The 15,703-nt window shown below is 66.9% G+C and carries 20 protein-coding genes; 5 read left to right on the top strand and 15 right to left on the bottom strand.

Annotated features, from left to right (window positions below; genetic code table 11):
• Positions 1 to 26 precede the first annotated feature (26 nt).
• The 7 genes from BLR57_RS13300 to BLR57_RS13275 all read right to left on the bottom strand — a co-directional run bounded on the left by BLR57_RS13300 (position 27) and on the right by BLR57_RS13275 (position 5,593).
• Positions 27 to 1,004: a transcription initiation factor IIB gene (locus BLR57_RS13300; protein ID WP_089698284.1), complete on the bottom strand. Its 978-nt coding sequence runs from the start codon at positions 1,002 to 1,004 to the stop codon at positions 27 to 29.
• A gap of 246 nt (positions 1,005 to 1,250) precedes the next feature.
• Positions 1,251 to 2,228, bottom strand: a complete 978-nt coding sequence (corA, locus tag BLR57_RS13295) for a magnesium/cobalt transporter CorA (RefSeq protein ID WP_089698282.1) — start codon at positions 2,226 to 2,228, stop codon at positions 1,251 to 1,253.
• Positions 2,225 to 2,386, bottom strand: a complete 162-nt coding sequence (locus BLR57_RS19460; RefSeq protein ID WP_170830639.1) for a hypothetical protein — start codon at positions 2,384 to 2,386, stop codon at positions 2,225 to 2,227. The genes corA and BLR57_RS19460 overlap by 4 nt, the downstream gene beginning before the upstream one ends.
• Positions 2,387 to 2,427: 41 nt before the next feature.
• The gene (locus tag BLR57_RS13290) at positions 2,428 to 3,066 is read right to left on the bottom strand and encodes a DUF6517 family protein (protein ID WP_089698280.1); all 639 of its coding nucleotides are present in this window, start codon (positions 3,064 to 3,066) and stop codon (positions 2,428 to 2,430) included.
• 63 nt (positions 3,067 to 3,129) lie between these two features.
• Complete coding sequence (locus tag BLR57_RS13285; RefSeq protein WP_089698279.1) at positions 3,130 to 3,741, bottom strand: DUF2391 family protein; 612 nt, start codon at positions 3,739 to 3,741, stop codon at positions 3,130 to 3,132.
• 144 nt (positions 3,742 to 3,885) lie between these two features.
• Entirely contained in the window at positions 3,886 to 4,716 is an 831-nt protein-coding gene (locus tag BLR57_RS13280) for an enoyl-CoA hydratase/isomerase family protein (protein ID WP_089698277.1), read from the bottom strand.
• The gene (locus BLR57_RS13275) at positions 4,709 to 5,593 is read right to left on the bottom strand and encodes a 3-hydroxyacyl-CoA dehydrogenase family protein (protein WP_089698275.1); all 885 of its coding nucleotides are present in this window, start codon (positions 5,591 to 5,593) and stop codon (positions 4,709 to 4,711) included. Before BLR57_RS13275 ends, BLR57_RS13280 begins: the two co-directional genes overlap by 8 nt.
• 93 nt (positions 5,594 to 5,686) lie before the next feature.
• Between BLR57_RS13275 and BLR57_RS13270 the strand changes: the two genes are divergently transcribed.
• Together BLR57_RS13270 and BLR57_RS13265 are read left to right on the top strand one after the other, a co-directional pair.
• Positions 5,687 to 6,073 (top strand): hypothetical protein, encoded by a 387-nt coding sequence (locus BLR57_RS13270; RefSeq protein WP_089698274.1) that lies wholly within the window; start codon positions 5,687 to 5,689, stop codon positions 6,071 to 6,073.
• A gap of 60 nt (positions 6,074 to 6,133) precedes the next feature.
• Positions 6,134 to 6,541, top strand: coding sequence for a methylated-DNA--[protein]-cysteine S-methyltransferase (locus BLR57_RS13265; RefSeq protein ID WP_089698272.1), 408 nt, complete (start codon positions 6,134 to 6,136; stop codon positions 6,539 to 6,541).
• A 14-nt stretch (positions 6,542 to 6,555) separates the two neighbouring features.
• On the opposite strand, the gene BLR57_RS13260 is transcribed toward BLR57_RS13265, so the two are convergent.
• From BLR57_RS13260 to BLR57_RS13240, 5 genes are all read right to left on the bottom strand, one after another.
• Positions 6,556 to 7,998: a zinc ribbon domain-containing protein gene (locus BLR57_RS13260; protein WP_089698270.1), complete on the bottom strand. Its 1,443-nt coding sequence runs from the start codon at positions 7,996 to 7,998 to the stop codon at positions 6,556 to 6,558.
• Positions 7,995 to 9,197: a thiolase domain-containing protein gene (locus BLR57_RS13255; protein ID WP_089698416.1), complete on the bottom strand. Its 1,203-nt coding sequence runs from the start codon at positions 9,195 to 9,197 to the stop codon at positions 7,995 to 7,997. The genes BLR57_RS13260 and BLR57_RS13255 overlap by 4 nt, the downstream gene beginning before the upstream one ends.
• 170 nt (positions 9,198 to 9,367) lie before the next feature.
• Positions 9,368 to 9,766: a DUF7522 family protein gene (locus tag BLR57_RS13250; RefSeq protein ID WP_089698268.1), complete on the bottom strand. Its 399-nt coding sequence runs from the start codon at positions 9,764 to 9,766 to the stop codon at positions 9,368 to 9,370.
• A gap of 66 nt (positions 9,767 to 9,832) precedes the next feature.
• The gene (locus tag BLR57_RS13245; protein WP_089698265.1) at positions 9,833 to 10,255 is read right to left on the bottom strand and encodes a hypothetical protein; all 423 of its coding nucleotides are present in this window, start codon (positions 10,253 to 10,255) and stop codon (positions 9,833 to 9,835) included.
• 72 nt (positions 10,256 to 10,327) lie between these two features.
• Positions 10,328 to 11,185: a hypothetical protein gene (locus BLR57_RS13240; protein ID WP_139173347.1), complete on the bottom strand. Its 858-nt coding sequence runs from the start codon at positions 11,183 to 11,185 to the stop codon at positions 10,328 to 10,330.
• 110 nt (positions 11,186 to 11,295) lie between these two features.
• On the opposite strand from BLR57_RS13240, the gene BLR57_RS13235 reads away from it, so the two are divergent.
• On the top strand, positions 11,296 to 11,490 hold the full coding sequence (locus BLR57_RS13235; RefSeq protein ID WP_089698261.1) for a cold-shock protein: 195 nt from the start codon (positions 11,296 to 11,298) through the stop codon (positions 11,488 to 11,490).
• 92 nt (positions 11,491 to 11,582) lie between these two features.
• Here the strand turns inward: BLR57_RS13235 and BLR57_RS13230 are convergent, their stop codons facing one another.
• Positions 11,583 to 12,029 (bottom strand): DUF8009 family protein, encoded by a 447-nt coding sequence (locus BLR57_RS13230; RefSeq protein ID WP_089698259.1) that lies wholly within the window; start codon positions 12,027 to 12,029, stop codon positions 11,583 to 11,585.
• A gap of 345 nt (positions 12,030 to 12,374) precedes the next feature.
• On the opposite strand from BLR57_RS13230, the gene BLR57_RS13225 reads away from it, so the two are divergent.
• Both BLR57_RS13225 and BLR57_RS13220 read left to right on the top strand, forming a co-directional pair.
• Positions 12,375 to 12,845 carry a MaoC/PaaZ C-terminal domain-containing protein gene (locus tag BLR57_RS13225; protein ID WP_089698257.1) on the top strand — a complete coding sequence of 157 codons (471 nt, stop codon included), beginning with the start codon at positions 12,375 to 12,377 and terminating at the stop codon, positions 12,843 to 12,845.
• Positions 12,846 to 12,935: 90 nt separating this feature from the next.
• Complete coding sequence (locus BLR57_RS13220; RefSeq protein WP_089698255.1) at positions 12,936 to 13,817, top strand: amidohydrolase family protein; 882 nt, start codon at positions 12,936 to 12,938, stop codon at positions 13,815 to 13,817.
• 9 nt (positions 13,818 to 13,826) lie between these two features.
• Here BLR57_RS13220 and BLR57_RS13215 read toward each other — a convergent pair whose 3' ends face one another.
• Together BLR57_RS13215 and BLR57_RS13210 are read right to left on the bottom strand one after the other, a co-directional pair.
• Positions 13,827 to 14,588 (bottom strand): enoyl-CoA hydratase/isomerase family protein, encoded by a 762-nt coding sequence (locus BLR57_RS13215; protein WP_089698253.1) that lies wholly within the window; start codon positions 14,586 to 14,588, stop codon positions 13,827 to 13,829.
• A 393-nt stretch (positions 14,589 to 14,981) separates the two neighbouring features.
• Positions 14,982 to 15,629: a helix-turn-helix domain-containing protein gene (locus tag BLR57_RS13210; protein WP_089698252.1), complete on the bottom strand. Its 648-nt coding sequence runs from the start codon at positions 15,627 to 15,629 to the stop codon at positions 14,982 to 14,984.
• Positions 15,630 to 15,703: the final 74 nt, after the last annotated feature.

The raw sequence follows: 15,703 nt of genomic DNA, 5'->3' as shown, positions 1-15,703 counted from the left end.
AAAAGGCGACCGGCCGCCACACACCATCAGACGAACAGGCCGAGGTCCTCGGCTTCGAGGAGTTCCTTGTACCGGTTTCGGATGGTGACTTCGCTGATGTTGGCGACGTTCGACACCTGGTTCTGTGTGACCTTCTCGTTGGTCAGGAGCGACGCGGCGTAGACGGCGGCGGCGGCGAGACCGACCGGCGACTTGCCGCTGTGGATGCCTGCTTCCTTTGCCGTGCGGAGCAGTTCGCGCGCCCGGCGTTCGGCCTCGTCGGAGAGACCGAGGTCGCTCGCGAACCGCGGGACGTACTGCTCGGGGTCGGCGGGCTGGATCTCCAGCTTGAGCTCGCGGACGATGTAGCGGTACGTCCGGGTCAGCTCCATCTTCTCGACGCGGGAGACGCTCGCGATCTCGTCGAGCGAGCGGGGCGTCCCGGCCTGTCGGGCCGACGCGTAGAGCGCGGCGGTGGCGACGCCCTCGATGGAGCGTCCCGGCAGGAGGTCCTCGGCGAGCGCGCGGCGGTAGATGACCGACGCGGTCTCGCGGACGGCCTGCGGCAGGCCGAGTGCGGAGGCCATGCGGTCGATCTCGCCGAGTGCCTGCTTGAGGTTGCGCTCTTTGGAGTCGCGAGTGCGGAACCGCTCGTTCCACGTGCGGAGCCGCTGCATCTGCTGGCGTTGGCGGCTCGACAGGGTCTTGCCGTAGGCGTCTTTGTCCTGCCAGCCGATGTTGGTCGACAGTCCCTTGTCGTGCATCATCTTCGTCGTGGGGGCACCGACGCGGGACTTCGAGTCACGCTCGGCACTGTCGAACGCGCGCCACTCCGGGCCGCGGTCGACGTTGCCTTCCTCGACGACGAGACCACAGTCACCGCAGACGAGTTCGCCGTGTTCTTCGTCGGTGACGAGTCGGCCCTCACACTCGGGGCAGAGTCGAATCTCCTCGCTCTCTGTCTGTCGCTCACTCTCCTGCTCGGCTGTGCTGCTGCTGTATCGTCTGATGTTCGTTTCGGTCATGATGGGTGGGCGGACGACTGCCTCGTCGGGAGGGGGAAAAGACAGATATCCCGGGTACCGTCCGTTACCAGTAGTAAGCGCGAAAAGTATATAAAGCTATCGCTGATGTGTGTCGCCGTAAACCAAGCGATAGAACGCTCTTTGCCGCCATCTCGGGGTGGAAACCGGCTACGACGTGCGTGTTGTTGAGTAACTTAACGGTTCCGCAAAGAGAACGATTCTACACATATAACGGTTGCTCCTGGTTCAGAGCCAGCCTTCCCGTCGGAAGTAGACGAGCAAGACGAACGAGACTGCCGCCATGCCAAGCATGATCGCCGGATAGCCGTACGTCCAGCCCAGCTCGGGCATATTGAACGGACCGCCCGAGAAGTTCATCCCGAAGACGCCGACGACGAGCGTCAGCGGCAGGATGACGGTGGCGACGACGGTCAGTGTCTTCATCACCTCGTTGGTCGACTGGGCGACGGCGTTCTGGTAGATGTCCCGTGCACCACGGGCGAGGTCGCGGTAGGTCTCCGTGAGGTCGGCCAGCTGGACGAGATGGTCGTAAACGTCGCGGTAGTATTTCTCGGTCGCGTCGCGCACCTCGTCGGGGTCGCCGCGAGCGAGGACGTTGACCGCCTCGCGGGTCGGCCAGACGACCTTCCGAAACGAGAGCAGGTCGCGACGGACCGCGTTCAGCGCTTCGAGGATCGTCTGGTCGGGACCGCCGAGGATGCCGTCCTCGATGGCCTCGATGGTCGTCTCCACGTCGTCGAGCAGCAGATAGTAGTCGTCGACGACGCGGTCGACGACGCGGTAGGCCGCGAAGTCCGGCCCGAACCGCCGGGCGCGCGACTCGCCGTTTTCGATGTTGTCCCAGACCACCTCGACCGCGGGCATCTCCGAGACCGAGAGCGTGACGAGCCAGTCCGACCCGATGAACAGTCCGACCTGCTTGGTGCGAAGCTCTTCGTCGAACGTCGTCTCTCCGCGGCGCAGCGAGGCCGTCTTCACGAGGACAAAAGTGTGGTTCGGGAACAGCTCGGTCTTCGGTCGGACGTCACGGTGGATGTCCTCGACAGAGAGCGGATGGATGCCGAAGACGTCCGCCACGCGCTGGAGTTCGTCGTGGTCGTCGGTCTCGGCGCGGACCCACGTCGTCCCGGCAGCCCGCTTGGCGCGTTCGAGGTCGTCGTAGCGGTCGATGCCGTCGGCGGTGTAGACGATGGCCTGGGTCATACTCCGGCTCTCCCGTAGCCGATGGCCAAGAGCGTGATACCGACCATCACGCCGCTCAACGAGAAGGCGCGTCCGGGATACGGCGCGACGGCACCGACGAGGTAGCCGACGACACCGAGTCCGGTGAGGAGCCCGCCTGCGACGAGTTCGGCGTTCATGTCATCGCGCTTGCGGCCCGGAGAGAAAAGCGTTGCCGGCGTCAGCTACTGGACTCGACCGGATGCTGCATCGCTGTCATCATCGACAGCACGTTCTCCTGTTCGTCCAGCCGTCTCGGATAGACGCCGAAACAGGCCACGAAGTCCGCGCCGCTGCGGACCTTCGTGACGTGGATGTTGACGTCGACGTCCTGCCCGTTGAAGTCCGCCGTCGCCCGGAACTTCGTCACGGACGTGTCCGTTCCGAGGACGGCGACGGTCTGCGAGGAGACCTCCTGGGCGTTGCTGATCCCCTCGTAGTTGCTCTGAAGCAACTGGACGAGCTGGTCGTTGTCGTAGTCACCGACGGGGTTGAACGTCTCGCCCGCGATCTCGATGGCCGGGGTGGCGATGGCGGCGAAGACACCCAGCCGCGCCGACCCGACGAGCGGAATCGACAGCGATTTCTCGTACGTCGCGACGCGGTTGATCGCCGTGGCCGTCTGGCCTGCGAACTCACGCTCGATGGTGAGGTCCTCGACGCCGTCGAGTTCGTAGTTCGCCTCCGAGGCCACGCTCGCTTCGGTTCTAGCCGTCGACGCTTCGAAGGTCAGCGCGTCCGACCCGCCGAGACCCGCACAGCCGCTGCTCAGTGCAAGCAGTCCGGGAACCCCAGCGAGTACGCTCCGACGTGTGGTCATGCTCCTTCGGGACTACCAGCGACTCGTAGATAAGCCGTATGGCCGGTTCGTTGAGATGTGGGGCTAGCTTCCGGGGAGGATGTCACCGAGTGCCGCACCGATGGCCATCGCGACGAAACAGACGCTCACCTGGCAGGCAGCGACCCACGGCGTCGACCAGTCGACGCGGCCCCAGACCGTCATCAACGCCGTCGCCGTCGCCGCCGAGATGGAGAGCACGCCGACCATGCGGCGCGGGACGAGGCCGAGGACCGGGTTGACCACCTCGACCTCCTGGAAGTCGGCGACGTAGATGAGCCCGTGGACGAGCACGACGGTGAACGCGAGCGTCCCAACGAGATAGGCGACGTTGCCGGCGACGAACGAACCGACCTCCAGCGTTCCGCTCTCGACGAGCATCGGGATGCCGAAGACGACGCTGCCGACGAGTGCCTCGGCAGCGTCGGTCCGGTCGAAGCCGCCCGTAACGACGTTGCCGAAGGTCCCGCGCGTGTCGATGTCGAGGCGTCGGGCCAGCCGCATCGTCTCCGCCAGCTGTGCCTTGGCCTCGGGGGCTCGGACCTGCTGCTCCAAGAGTTCGAGTTCGTCGAGCAGGTCGTCGACTCGCGGCCGCTCTCGTGGCCCGTCGGCTCCGGACGACGTCTCGTCGGCCGTCGACTGCTCTCCCCTGCTCATGTCGTTCGCTCTGGGAGCCACCGACAAAAGGGTACGCGCTGTGGTAGCCGCCGCGTTGATATATCTGGAAAATATATAGATATACTGTCCGGGCTGCCGTCGACGACGCCTCTGACACGTCGACGGCGGTGCGGGCTTTCGTACTCAGCGTCCCTGCCACTCGGGAGCTCTGTCCTCGAAGAACGCGTCGATGCCCTCGTTCTTGTCTTCGGTCGCGAACAGGCCGACGAACAGCTCCTTCTCGTAGTCGAGACCCGCATCGAGGTCCAGCCGCGAGGCCGCCTGCACCGCCTCCTTCGCCCGCTGGAGCGCGAGCGGACTCTTCGACGCCATCTTTCTGGCGAGGTCGTCGACGCGCGCGTCCAACTCGTCGGGCGCGACCGCCTCCTCGACGAGACCGATGTCGGCCGCCTCTGTCGCGTCGACGAGTTCCCCCGAGAGCACGAGCCGCATCGCCTGCCCCGGGCCGACGAGACGGGTCAGCCGTTGCGTGCCGCCGCCGCCGGGAATCAGCCCGAGGTTGATCTCGGGTTGGCCCAGTTTGGCGTCTGCGCGGGCGATGCGGACGTCGCAGGCCTGCGCGAGTTCGCAGCCGCCGCCGAGGGCGTGGCCGTTGACCCGCGCGATGACCGGCTTGGGACAGTCGGCGACGGCCTCGTAGACCCGCGGCCGCTCGCTCGCCTCGCGCTGTTCGACGACGCCGCGCTCGCGCAGCTCTTTCACGTCCGCTCCGGCGACGAACGCCTTCGCCTCGTCGGCTCCGGTGAGGACGACCACCCGAACCGACTCGTCGTCTGCGACGGCCGCGAAGACGCGCTTCAGTTCGTCGCGAATCTGGCCGTTCAGCGCGTTGCGGGCCTCCGGCCGGTCGATAGTGACAGTGGCGACGTACTCGGCGCGCGCGTCGATTTCGACGCGAACGAGGTCGCAGCCGGCGGCGACATCGAGGACCGATGAGCTGTCGTCGTTACTCATCCTCCACCTCTCCAGAGACACCGACGATCTCGCCGTCCTCCCAGACGTAGAATCCTTCGCCCGACTTCTTACCCAGCTTCCCCGCCCGGACCTTCTTTCGCAGTATCGTCGGCGGCCGGAACCGCTCGCCGAGCTCTTCTCGAAGGTGTTCGAGGATGCCCAGACGGACGTCGAGTCCGACCACGTCGCCGAGTTCAATAGGACCCATCGGATGGTTGTAGCCGAGTTCCATCGCCGCGTCGATGTCGCGGGGGCTGGCGACGCCCTCCTGGACCATCCGCATCGCCTCGACGCCGAGTGCGACGCCGAGCCGCGAGGTCGCAAAGCCGGGGGAGTCCTCGACGACGACGGCGGTCTTGCCGACGCTCTCGACGAACACCTCGGCGAACTCCCTCGTCGCGTCGCTTGTCTGTTCGGCGACGACGACTTCGACCAGCCCCATGATGTGCACGGGGTTGAAGAAGTGCAGGCCGACGGCCCGCGAGGGGTCCGAGAGCGCGCTCGCGATGCCCGTCACCGAGATGGAGGAGGTGTTGCTGGCGACGACGCAGTCGGCGGGGGCGTGCCCTTCGGCCTCCGCGAGCACCTTCTGTTTCAGTTCCTCGTCCTCGGGGACTGCCTCGACGAGGAGGTCCGCGTCGGCGACGGCCGCAGCGAGGTCCGTCGTCCCCTCGATACGGTCGAGTGCGGCGTCGCGCTCGCTCTCGGTCACCTTGTCGCGGTCGACGCCGCCCTGGAGGTTCTCGCGGATGTGCTCTAGCCCCTCGTCGACGATGTTCTGGTTGATGTCGCGGAGGACCACGTCGTGGCCACCCATCGCGCTCACCTGGGCGATGCCGTGGCCCATCGTGCCCGCACCAAGCACACAAACGTTCATGAAGAAACGCTCGCCGCAGGGGAGGTAAATCATTCTCTTCGTGAGATGTCGAGCGCGGCACAGTGTTATCCCGTCCTCCCGCGTCTTACGGGTATGGCCGACACGAAGCGCGGACGAGTCGAACAGGCACGGCAGGCAGAGCGTCGCCAGCGACGCCGGGAACTCGAAACAGCACTGGACCGGCTCGACGAGTCCGAACCCGAATCGCTCGACGAAGAGCTGGACGACGAGTCCGAGGAGGAGTTGGGCGTCGAGGCGGTCGAACCCGTGGCCGACGAGCGTCCGGTCTGCCGTCGCCGCGGCTGTTCGGAACCGGCGACGTTCGTCGTCCTCGAACGCTACCTCGAAGAGACCAGCAACGACCCCGTTGAGGCGGCCGCGCTCCTCTGTCACCGCCACACCGAGGAGGAGGGGCCGACACGACTCGACGCGGCCTACGACGACTACGTGTTCCGCATCGAGCCGCTGCCCGAGTGGTAGTCAGAAGTTCGCTACCCGACACCAGCGGGCTACATATCCCCCGCTCGCCTACAGCGTCCCATGCGCTTCGATATGCTCGACTCGGAGATGAGTCTCGACGAGTCGTATCTCGACGTCGACGAAGACGAGCTACGGGCGCGACTCGCCGCCTACGGCCGCGGTGAGCTGCAAGCGTTCGACGTACCCGTCGACTATCCCGACGGTCTCCTCGGCGACGTGATGCGGCTGATGTCCGCGATTCCGTACGGCGAGACGCGCACCTACGGCGACCTCGCGGCCGACCTCGGCAGTTCGGCGCAGGCGGTCGGGCAGGCCTGCGGAGCCAACCCCGTCCCCATCGTCGTTCCCTGTCACCGCGTCGTCGCCGCCGACGGTCTCGGCGGCTTCTCCGCGGAGGCCGGGACCGACCTCAAACGCCGACTGCTCGCGCTGGAAGCGGGCGAGTCGCTGGCGCGGTTCTCCGAGTAGTCAAACTGGCCGAATTAGTCGAGCGGCCGGACTTTGGTCCCGTAGCGCGTCACGCCCTCTTGTGTGTAGATCCGCCGTCTCGTCGCCTCGACAGCGTCGCCCGCGCTGACTGCCTCGGGGTCGGTGTCGACGACCTGTAGCGGCATACTCACCGTCTCGCCCGCGTGTTCGAAGGCGACGAGCGCGACCGCGAAGTCGCCGCCGCGCGCGCCGAACTGCGCGAACTCCGGCGGCGCGCCACCGGGCGAGACGGTCGTCACCGTCTCTATCTCTCCCTCTCGGGGCAACTCGACGCGCTCGAACTCGTCGAGCGCGTGGCACGCGCGACAGGCACCCTCCGGCGGGAAGGTGAGCGCGCCGCACTCGGCGCACTTGCCCGCGACGAGGCGGTACCGCGCCTCGTGCGTCCGTCGCCACGAGGGCACAGAGACCGCGGCCCCGCCGCCCGCCGGTGGCTCGCCGGTGAGTTCGCCCCGGAGTCGCAGATACTCAGCGTAGCTGACCTGTACTCCCTCGGTGTCGCTCGTTTCGACGGGCGGGAAGTCGTCGGGGCCGTCGGCCTCACAGGCGACGACCAGCGCGTCAGCACCCGCGCCGCCCCCGTAGCCGACGGTCAACACGCGCTCGTGGCCAGCGTCGAGTGCCGTCGCGAGCGCGACGAGCGGGCTGGCCGCCCCGAGGTCGCCGAACTCGTGGATCGGTGTGACGGAGGAGATAGCCTCCGCGTCGACGCCGAGCGCGCCGGTCACGCGGTACGGCAGCTTGCCGTCCGGTGCCTGGAGGGCGACGGCGGACGGATTGGGGTCGCTGTCGAGACCGCTGACCGCCCCCGCGACGCACTCGACGAACGCCTGGCGGTCGTAGGCACTCACGCCGAGACCTTCGACCCGCTCGCTCCCCTGTCTACGGAACCGCGTCCCCGGATAGTCGACGGCGTACTCGGCGTGGTCGACGAACTTCGCCGCTCCAGCCTCGCTCAGGACGAACGCCGCCGCTCCCGCACCGGCGGCGTGGTCCTCGGGGCTGTTCGGCTCCCCCCGCGGGCAGTCGGCGGCGACGACGAGCGCGGGCGTCTCGCCCGGTTCGGCCGTCCCGAGTGCCTGCGTCCCGGCGCGGGTACTGCCGGTGAAGAAGCGACGCGGTGTCGCGGCGTCGACACCGAGGAACTCGCCGAGTCGCGCCGTCGGGTCCTCCTCGGCCAACGGCGGGGTCGTCGTCGCGAGCACGAGCTGTTCGAGAGCGGTCGCGTCGACACCGGCAGCGTCGAGTGCCCGTTCGGCCGCGTCGGCGGCCATGGTCAGGCTGTCCTCGTCCGCACCGGCGACGGCCTTCGACTGCACCCCTGCAGCCGAGAACTGCCCCCACGCCTCGCGGACGGTCTCGGCGTCGATACGGGCCCGCGGGAGGTAGACCCCGATACCCGCGATACCGACCGCGCTGCCGCGCCCGTCGGTCATTCTCCGCCCTCCGCGCCGTCCGTGCTCCCAGCAGGCTCCGCGTCCTCGCGCTCGAAGACGTGGACGACGGCCGCGCCGCCGCTGCCGCCGACGTTGTGCGTCAGCCCGCGCTGGGGGTCGTCCAGCTGTCGCTCGCCCGCCCCGCCCGTCAACTGCTTGAACGCCTCGACGGCCTGGCCCGCACCCGTCGCGCCGATGGGGTGGCCCTTCGACTTGAGGCCGCCGGAGGTGTTCACTGGCAACTCGCCGTCGATAGCGGTCGTCCCCGAGAGCGCGAGGTCACCCGCCTCGCCACGCTCGCAGAAGCCGAGGTCCTCGTAGGCGAGCAGTTCGGCGATGGAGAAGCAGTCGTGGACCTCCGCGAAGTCGAGGTCGCCTGGGCTGATTCCGGCCATCTCGTAGGCCTCGTCGCCCGCGGCTTTCGAGGCCGGGACCGACGTGTAGGAGTCCCGTTGGAACAGCCCCACACGGTCGCTCGCCGCGCCGACACCGGTGATCTTCACCTTGTCGTCGTACGACTGGGCGACCTCCTCGCTGGCGACGAAGACCGCGGCCGCACCGTCGGAGGTCGGACAGCAGTGATAGAGCGTGAGCGGGTCGGCGACGACGGTGCCCGACTCGGCGTCGTCGACGGTGCAGGTGAAGCGGAGATGCGCGTGCGGGTTCTTCGCGCCGTTGGCGTGGCTCTTGACGGCGACGTGCGACATTGCTTCGCGCGGGACGTCGTACTCGCGGAGGTAGGCGTCTGCCATCTGGGCGTAGACGCCAGAGAAGGTCGTCCCGGCCAGCCGCTCCCACTCAGTCTCGCCGCTGACGCCGAGCCAGTATTTCGTCGCCTCCGTCGACATATCGGTCATGACTTCGACGCCGCCTGCCAACACGAGGTCGGCCATGCCGCTCTTGACGGCCATTACGGCCTGTCGGAGCGCGTAGCCCGACGCCGCACAGGCGTTCTCGACGCGCGTGCAGGTGACGCCGTGGAGGCCGACGTGTTCGGTGACGGCGGGACCGGGAAGGCCGAGTTGGCGGCCGCCGACGCCGAGCGTGCCGAGTACCGCTTCGTCGACGTCGCCGGGGTCGACGCCGCCCGCACTCTCGACGGCGGCTTCGTACGCGGTCCGAAAGAGCGAGCGGTAGCTCTCGTCGGGGAACGCGCCGTAGTCGGACTGTCCGGCACCGACGAGATAGACGTCCGGGATGGCACTGCTACCACCACGGGCTGAACGAGACATGGCGAAACCTACCGGGTCGTTCGTGATATAGCTCGTGGTCTGTCGTTCCGTCCCGTCTCGTTCCATCTCGTTCCATCTCGTCCCGTCCGCGCCACTGGACTCCCATGACTCCCGCCAACCGGTCTTCGGCCGTCGGCTTACACCGCCATCGAGTCGGCGTCGTCGCCGACGAAGGAACGACACTCGTCGACGAACGTCGAGAGGTTGCGTCCGACGTCACGCGAGAAGAGGAGGACGACGCCGTCGCAGTCGGATATCGGCAGCTGGATGGTGAAGAACTGCTCGAACTGCGTCACGACCGACTGTGGCTCGCCGAGACTGCTTCCGATCTGACTCGCCTCGACGAGTGCCCGGTGGATCGCTCGCGCACGTGCGACGAGCCGGGTGACTTCCTCGGCGGAGAACGCCGCCCGGATTTCGGGCGAGCTGTGGACCTTCGTGAACCCCGAGTCGGTGTAGAAGACCGACCCGAGAAAGCCGCTGCCGACCCGTTCGCCGCAGAACGAGCTCAGTCGGCGAACGCACTGTTCGGACATGGTTCATGTTCGCTGCACAACAGTATTAACGTTCCCGCTGGGTCTGAGCGGCGTTCGCACGGCGCGTCACTCGTCGGTCTCGTCGATCTCGTCGGATTCGTCGACGTCGCCCTCGCTCTCGCCGGTGTCAGCGTCGCCCGTGTTCCGTCGCTCGTTCTCCGCGCGGACCTTCCGCCCGCTGTAGAGGTAGTAGACGAGCGCGACGAGCGGGAAGACGACGGCCGCCCCGAACCAGAGATGTCGCCAGAGTCCCCACTCCAGCCCCTGACGGCGCTGGACTTTGATGTCGAGATGGATGATGCCCGCGAAGAACAGATGCATCACGAAGACGACGGCGAGCGCGCCGTCCGGCCCGACGAAGAGCGACACGACGAGCAACAAGACGGCTCCGATGGCCCAGATGAGCGGCAGCACGCCGCGGTACGGTGCCCGGACGCGCGCCCGGACGTTGTTCCGGTCGACCTGCTTGCCACGCCGGTAGCTGTCCATACGGGTCCGTACAGCCGTCGCGGCAAAAACGGTTCGACGCCGCCGCGTTGGCTCCGACGCGCCGTCACCCACTCACCGTCTCGGCCAGCCAGCGTCCGCACCAACTCGCCCGTCGAGGGCGGCGGTGGCGAGCGCGAGCACGACGCCGAAGGCGAAGCCGACGGCGTGCGCGAAGACGTTCGTCAACCGGCCGTCGACGACGACGGTGGTCGGGACGAGACCGTAGACGAGGATGCCTACGAGGGCGAACAGCGACCCCGCGAAGAGAGCGTCGGCCAACACGCGTCGACGGGGGCGGTCGGCCGCGGCGGAGACGCCACCACGTTTGAGCTCCAGCCGGACACCGAAGACCGCAGCGACGAGTCCGATGACGACCAGCCCTGCCGAGAGCACCGAGACCGTCCCCGAGGCGCGCGCGGTGACCAACGCGAGCACGAGGAGACCCGCTGCTTCGCCGACGTAGACGCCGACCGAGCGGCCGTACTCGTCGCCGACGAAGACCGCGGCAGCGACGAAGAGGAAGCCGCCGAAGCTGGCGACGACACCCGAGAAGCCACGGTTGGTCGGGGTGAGACCCGGAAACCACGTCAACAGTACCGCGTAGTTCGCGAGGTTGACGAGCACGGGGACGAGGAGGAACAGACAGAGGCTCGTCCACCAGAACCAGCGTCTGCGACCGAGATGGCTGGTCACGAGATACGTGACTGCCGTCATCGTGCCGTAGCCGAGCAGATTGCCGAGGAGATGGGCGTCGTCGGCGTGGACGTAGGCCGCCGTGACGAGCGTGAGCGGTCGGGGCGCGCCGTGGTCGAACGCAAGCTGTGTCTGCGTCGCCGCGGGCAGCAGTTCGTGGACCGCGACGAGGAGCCCGGCCACGGCGACGAGGACGACGAGGTCGAGGGCCACCCTGAGAACCGCTCGCCGTCGCATACGTGCGTGTTCGGGTCTGTGCGGTTAACGTTCGGGGTCTACGCGGGTTGCGAACCGAACCCACAGGTATATACGGCCGACCGTCTGACTAGGGGATGGAGTAATTGCGAATGGCAAAAGGTAAGGTCGCTTTCTTTAACGACACAGGCGGTTACGGTTTCATCGAGACTGACGACGCGGACGACGACGTGTTCTTCCACATGGAAGACGTCGGCGGTCCTGACCTCGAAGAGGGCCAGGAAGTCGAATTCGACATCGAGCAGGCCGACAAGGGCCCGCGCGCGAAGAACCTTCAGCGGCTGTAAGGCCGGACCCTGAGGCATCGGCACTAGACGACTTTTCGTGTTTTTCACCCGGCGAGCGGCCGCGCTGTCGACGTGCGTTCTCGCGACGACTTCTATCCGAGCAGCTTGACGTCGATACGGTGTGAGCCGTCCGCCGTTTCGAGCGTCACAGCGTCGACGACGTGTCGACGGAGGGCCGTCCGCCACTCCTCGACGGCCGCCTCGTGTGCCTCGCGGTGTGTCTCGACGTCGTACTCGCCGCGCTCGCGCAACCGGTCTTCGGTCTCGTCGACGTCGGGATACGCGGGAGCGTCGTCGTCGACGAACGCCTCCGGCCCGAGATGGATGGGAGCGACGTCGCCGTCGTACTCGCCCTCGCCGCCTTCGAGATGGATCCGTGCGCGCATCCGGCCGTAGAACGGCGGAGTGATGCGCAGGACGACTCGCTCACGGCCCCGTTCGGCGGCTTCGACAGCCGAAATCACGTCCTCGGCGGTCACCGCGATCGACCGAATCGACGCCGGGTCCGGCCCACCGACTTCCCCCTGTTCGTCACTCATAGTAGTCACTCGGTGGATACGGACGCCGCCGATAAGACGCCTGCGGGTTGGCCGGACTGTTCGCGGTGTGACACAGCCGGCCGCTCGTCACACTCCTCCGTCGAGACGGTGTGGCTGCTCGGTCGCTGCCGACTACCCTGTCGCCCGCCACGGTTTGAGTCCGCCGCCGCAGTCCGGGCAAGAGGACCGGTAGGCCATCGAACTCACGCGCTCCTTACAGTCTCGACACACGAACGGGCGTCGTTCCATCACGTGTGCCATCGCTTCTCACATTGTTAAACCTTACCGTAGCCCACCCCCTCGGAAAGTACACAAACTTTTATCATTGTTGTGGGTAGGTGCGCTATGGCCTACAGTTACGAGCCACACTACTTCGAAGACTTCACCGTCGGCACCGAGTTCGAGAGCGTCGGCCGCACCGTGACCGAGGCCGACTTCGTCATGCACTCCGCGCTCTCGGGTGACTGGACCGAACTCCACACCAACAAGGAGTACGCCGAGGACACCCAGTTCGGCCAGCGCATCGCCCACGGCCCGATGACGTTCGTGCAGGCGACGGGCTTCGTCTACCGCTCGGGCATCGTCGAACGGACGGCCCTCGCCTTCCTCGGGATGAACTACATGGACCTCCCGAACCCCGTCTTCGTCGGCGACACCATCACCCAGGAGATGGTCGTCACCGAGCAGAAGGAGTTGAGCAGCCGCGACGACGCCGGACTCGTCGTCATCGACTGCACGACGACGAAGCAGGACGGCACGGTCGTCCTTGAAGGCGACATGAAGTTCCTCATCAAGACCCGCGCGGGCGAGGAGTAGCCGACTCGACGCGACCCTCCACGACTGACCTCCCGGTGACCCGACCCTCGCCGGGATACGCTTTTCTCGCCGCCAGTCTATCACGAACGTATGGCACATATACCCGTCCTCGCCGCCGAGGACAGTCCCCGCGCTATCGACACACACGCCCACCAGCCGACCGCCGAGTTCCTGAAAGACGCTGGCGGTGAAATGATGCAGGACGCCGCAAAGAAATTCGGCACCGACATCCACACCTGGGACTACGACGCGATGCTGGAGGAGTACCACGAGACCGGCATCGGCCGCGCGGTCATGCTCGGCTGGGACGCCGAGACCAACACGGGCAATCCGCCCGTGCCGAACGACTACGTCGCCGAAGTGCGCGACGACTATCCGGACTTCCTCGTCGGCTTCGGGAGCGTCGACCCGCTCAAGCCGGACTGCGTCGAGGAGGCCGAACGCTGCGTCGAGGACCTCGGTCTCTCGGGGTTCAAGTTCCAGCAGATCGCCCAGGGCTTCGCCCCCAACGACCCCGAACACGAGCAGCTCTTTTCGACAATCGAGGACCTCGGCGTCCCGGTCGTCTTCCACGGCGGCAACTCGACGCTCGGCGCGGGCAGCCCGGGCGGGAGAGGCTTGAAGGTCAAGTACGGCGACCCGATGCTCATCGACGACGTCGCCGCCGACCATCCGGACCTCCAGATTCTCATCGCTCATCCGGCGTTCCCGTGGGAGAAACAACAGCTCGCCATCTGCCAGCAGAAGGGTAACGTCTACATGGACCTCTCGGGCTGGCTGCCGAAGTATATCGACGACCAGGTGTTGCACTACGCCGGGACGGTGCTCAAGGACAAGGTGATGTTCGGCACCGACTATCCGATGATTCGCCCCGAGAAGTGGCTCCAGCAGTTCGCCGAGTACACCGACTACCCGGAGGAGGTTCAGCGGAAGATCCTCTGGGAGAACGCCGAGGCGTTCCTCGGTCTGTGAGCCGACCGCTCAGAACTCGGGGTCGCGCTTCTCCAAGAAGGCACTGACGCCCTCCGTGTGTTCGGGGGTGTCGTACGCGCGGGCCTGCAGCATCGCCTCGCGGTCCAGTGCGTCCGCCCACCCGCGGCCCGTGTTGCCGTGGATGCCCTCCTTAATGAGGCCGATGGTGCGTGTCGGTCGCTCTTTCAACGTTGCCACGAGGTCGTCGACGGCGGCGTCCAGTTCCTCGGCCGCGACCGACTCGTTCACGATTCCCATCTCGGCGGCTTCTTCGGCACTGACGAGCCGTCCCGTGATGGCGAGATCCTTCGCCGTGCGCAGCCCCAGCATCTGCGGGAGGAGGAACGTCCCGCCCGTGTCGGGGACGAGACCGACCTTGACGAAGCCCGCGCCGAAGCGGGCGGTGTCGACCGAGATGGCGAAGTCGGCGACGAGCGTGACCGCCATCCCCGCGCCGACGGCGTCGCCGTTGACCTTCGCGACGATGGGCACCGAAGACTCGATGGCCGACTCGGCGACGCGGCCGAACGTCGAGGTCATGACCTCGTAGGACTCGTCGGCGTTCCAGTCGCGCTCGGCCATCATCTGGATGTCGCCGCCGGCGGAGAACGCCTTCCCCTCGCCCGTGAGGACGCAGGCGTCGTGCTCCTCGGGGTCGAGCGACTCGAAGGCGTCCGCGAGGTCCGACGCGATGTGGGTTGTCATCGCGTTCATCGCCTCGGGCCGGTCGAAGGTGATCGTGCGAACTCCCTCGCTGTCAGTGATACGCATGGCCGGGAAGTCGGCGCGGGGGGACGTAAATGCGACTCCCACCCGTGCGACGGTAATCGGCTATTCTCTTCGGCGCGTGGCTTCGCGGCGTTTCATCGTTTCCGCGAGGGAACCGAGCGGAAGCCAGCAAGAGCGAAGCTCTTGCGTCGCCGCGAGCCACTCATGCGAGGGACGACTGAGCGAGTGTCACGAGCGAAGGAGTCGGTTGGGGAGGACGTGGCTGCTGCGGGTGGGGCTGAAAGGGGACGCGCTCTCGACGACCCCGGCGCGGTAAGCACCGCAGGCTGTAAGCCGAGGAGCACAACAAGCCGCGGGAGTCGAGAGCGCGTGGGCTTTCGAGGTGGTCTCCGGTTCGGAGTCCGTGCTGGCGAAATAGATGCCTTCTCCGACTCCTCACCCGAAAATTTGCGAGAACAACCCCTTCTGCCCGCGTCGCAACCGCTCCAGAAACGCCGACTTGCTGATTCCCAGTTCCTCCCCGACCTCCGTCGCCGTCACCTGCTTCGGCACCGCGAAGTAGCCCATCCGCAACGCGGTCCGAATCGCAGCCTCCTGCGCGCCCGTCACGTCCCAGCGGCCCGTCGTCGACGTCTCGCCCTCCGGCCCGAGCGGGTAGATGCGTTCGAGCGTCACCCCGACCGTCGCGCCCGCGGCCTCCAGCACACCCTGCAACACGTCGTAGCCCACCACGGCACCCGTGTACCGTTCCTCGCCGTCGCGGTAGGTCAGCGTCTCGGCCATGAAGCCCGCGTCCGTCAGCTCGTGGACGACACAGGGCTGTTTCGACAGACAGCGGTACTCGTCGCGGTCCGGCCGGTCCTCGCCCGACGAGCGGTGGAGATACCGGATGCGGGCATCCTTATCGAGCACACTCGCGAGGGCGTCGCTCTCGGGCGCGCCGAACCGCAGGAGGGCGTTGCCGTCGTCGCGGAGTTGCGGGGGTTGGGACTCGATAGTGACGCCCGCCGCTTTCGACGCCGCCGCCAACGGACAGTCGTCGCCGGTCACACGGAACTCCACCACCAAGCACTCGTCTATCACGGTCTCTCACGTCTAGAGGCCGACAGAGTATATAAATCCCGTCTATGGGCGGCCCAATCGGTATGTGGTCGTAT

The sequence above is a fragment of the Halogranum gelatinilyticum genome, assembly GCF_900103715.1.
Classification (GTDB): Archaea; Halobacteriota; Halobacteria; order Halobacteriales; family Haloferacaceae; genus Halogranum; species Halogranum gelatinilyticum.
Note: the sequence above shows the minus strand (reverse complement) of the source record. Positions and strands in the feature narration are given on the sequence as shown.

Bases quoted from the DNA above. Each gene is read 5' to 3' on its own strand.
- BLR57_RS13250 (WP_089698268.1), bottom strand. From the start codon at position 9,766: ATGTCCGAACAGTGCGTTCGCCGACTGAGCTCGTTCTGCGGCGAACGG.
- BLR57_RS13260 (WP_089698270.1), bottom strand. From the start codon at position 7,998: ATGACCGACGGGCGCGGCAGCGCGGTCGGTATCGCGGGTATCGGGGTC.
- BLR57_RS13225 (WP_089698257.1), top strand. From the start codon at position 12,375: ATGGCCTACAGTTACGAGCCACACTACTTCGAAGACTTCACCGTCGGC.
- BLR57_RS13285 (WP_089698279.1), bottom strand. From the start codon at position 3,741: ATGAGCAGGGGAGAGCAGTCGACGGCCGACGAGACGTCGTCCGGAGCC.
- BLR57_RS13220 (WP_089698255.1), top strand. From the start codon at position 12,936: ATGGCACATATACCCGTCCTCGCCGCCGAGGACAGTCCCCGCGCTATC.
- BLR57_RS13245 (WP_089698265.1), bottom strand. From the start codon at position 10,255: ATGGACAGCTACCGGCGTGGCAAGCAGGTCGACCGGAACAACGTCCGG.
- BLR57_RS13300 (WP_089698284.1), bottom strand. From the start codon at position 1,004: ATGACCGAAACGAACATCAGACGATACAGCAGCAGCACAGCCGAGCAG.
- BLR57_RS13270 (WP_089698274.1), top strand. From the start codon at position 5,687: ATGGCCGACACGAAGCGCGGACGAGTCGAACAGGCACGGCAGGCAGAG.
- BLR57_RS13280 (WP_089698277.1), bottom strand. From the start codon at position 4,716: ATGAGTAACGACGACAGCTCATCGGTCCTCGATGTCGCCGCCGGCTGC.
- BLR57_RS13215 (WP_089698253.1), bottom strand. From the start codon at position 14,588: ATGCGTATCACTGACAGCGAGGGAGTTCGCACGATCACCTTCGACCGG.
- BLR57_RS19460 (WP_170830639.1), bottom strand. From the start codon at position 2,386: ATGAACGCCGAACTCGTCGCAGGCGGGCTCCTCACCGGACTCGGTGTC.
- BLR57_RS13290 (WP_089698280.1), bottom strand. From the start codon at position 3,066: ATGACCACACGTCGGAGCGTACTCGCTGGGGTTCCCGGACTGCTTGCA.
- BLR57_RS13230 (WP_089698259.1), bottom strand. From the start codon at position 12,029: ATGAGTGACGAACAGGGGGAAGTCGGTGGGCCGGACCCGGCGTCGATT.
- BLR57_RS13235 (WP_089698261.1), top strand. From the start codon at position 11,296: ATGGCAAAAGGTAAGGTCGCTTTCTTTAACGACACAGGCGGTTACGGT.
- BLR57_RS13275 (WP_089698275.1), bottom strand. From the start codon at position 5,593: ATGAACGTTTGTGTGCTTGGTGCGGGCACGATGGGCCACGGCATCGCC.
- corA (WP_089698282.1), bottom strand. From the start codon at position 2,228: ATGACCCAGGCCATCGTCTACACCGCCGACGGCATCGACCGCTACGAC.
- BLR57_RS13265 (WP_089698272.1), top strand. From the start codon at position 6,134: ATGCGCTTCGATATGCTCGACTCGGAGATGAGTCTCGACGAGTCGTAT.
- BLR57_RS13240 (WP_139173347.1), bottom strand. From the start codon at position 11,185: ATGCGACGGCGAGCGGTTCTCAGGGTGGCCCTCGACCTCGTCGTCCTC.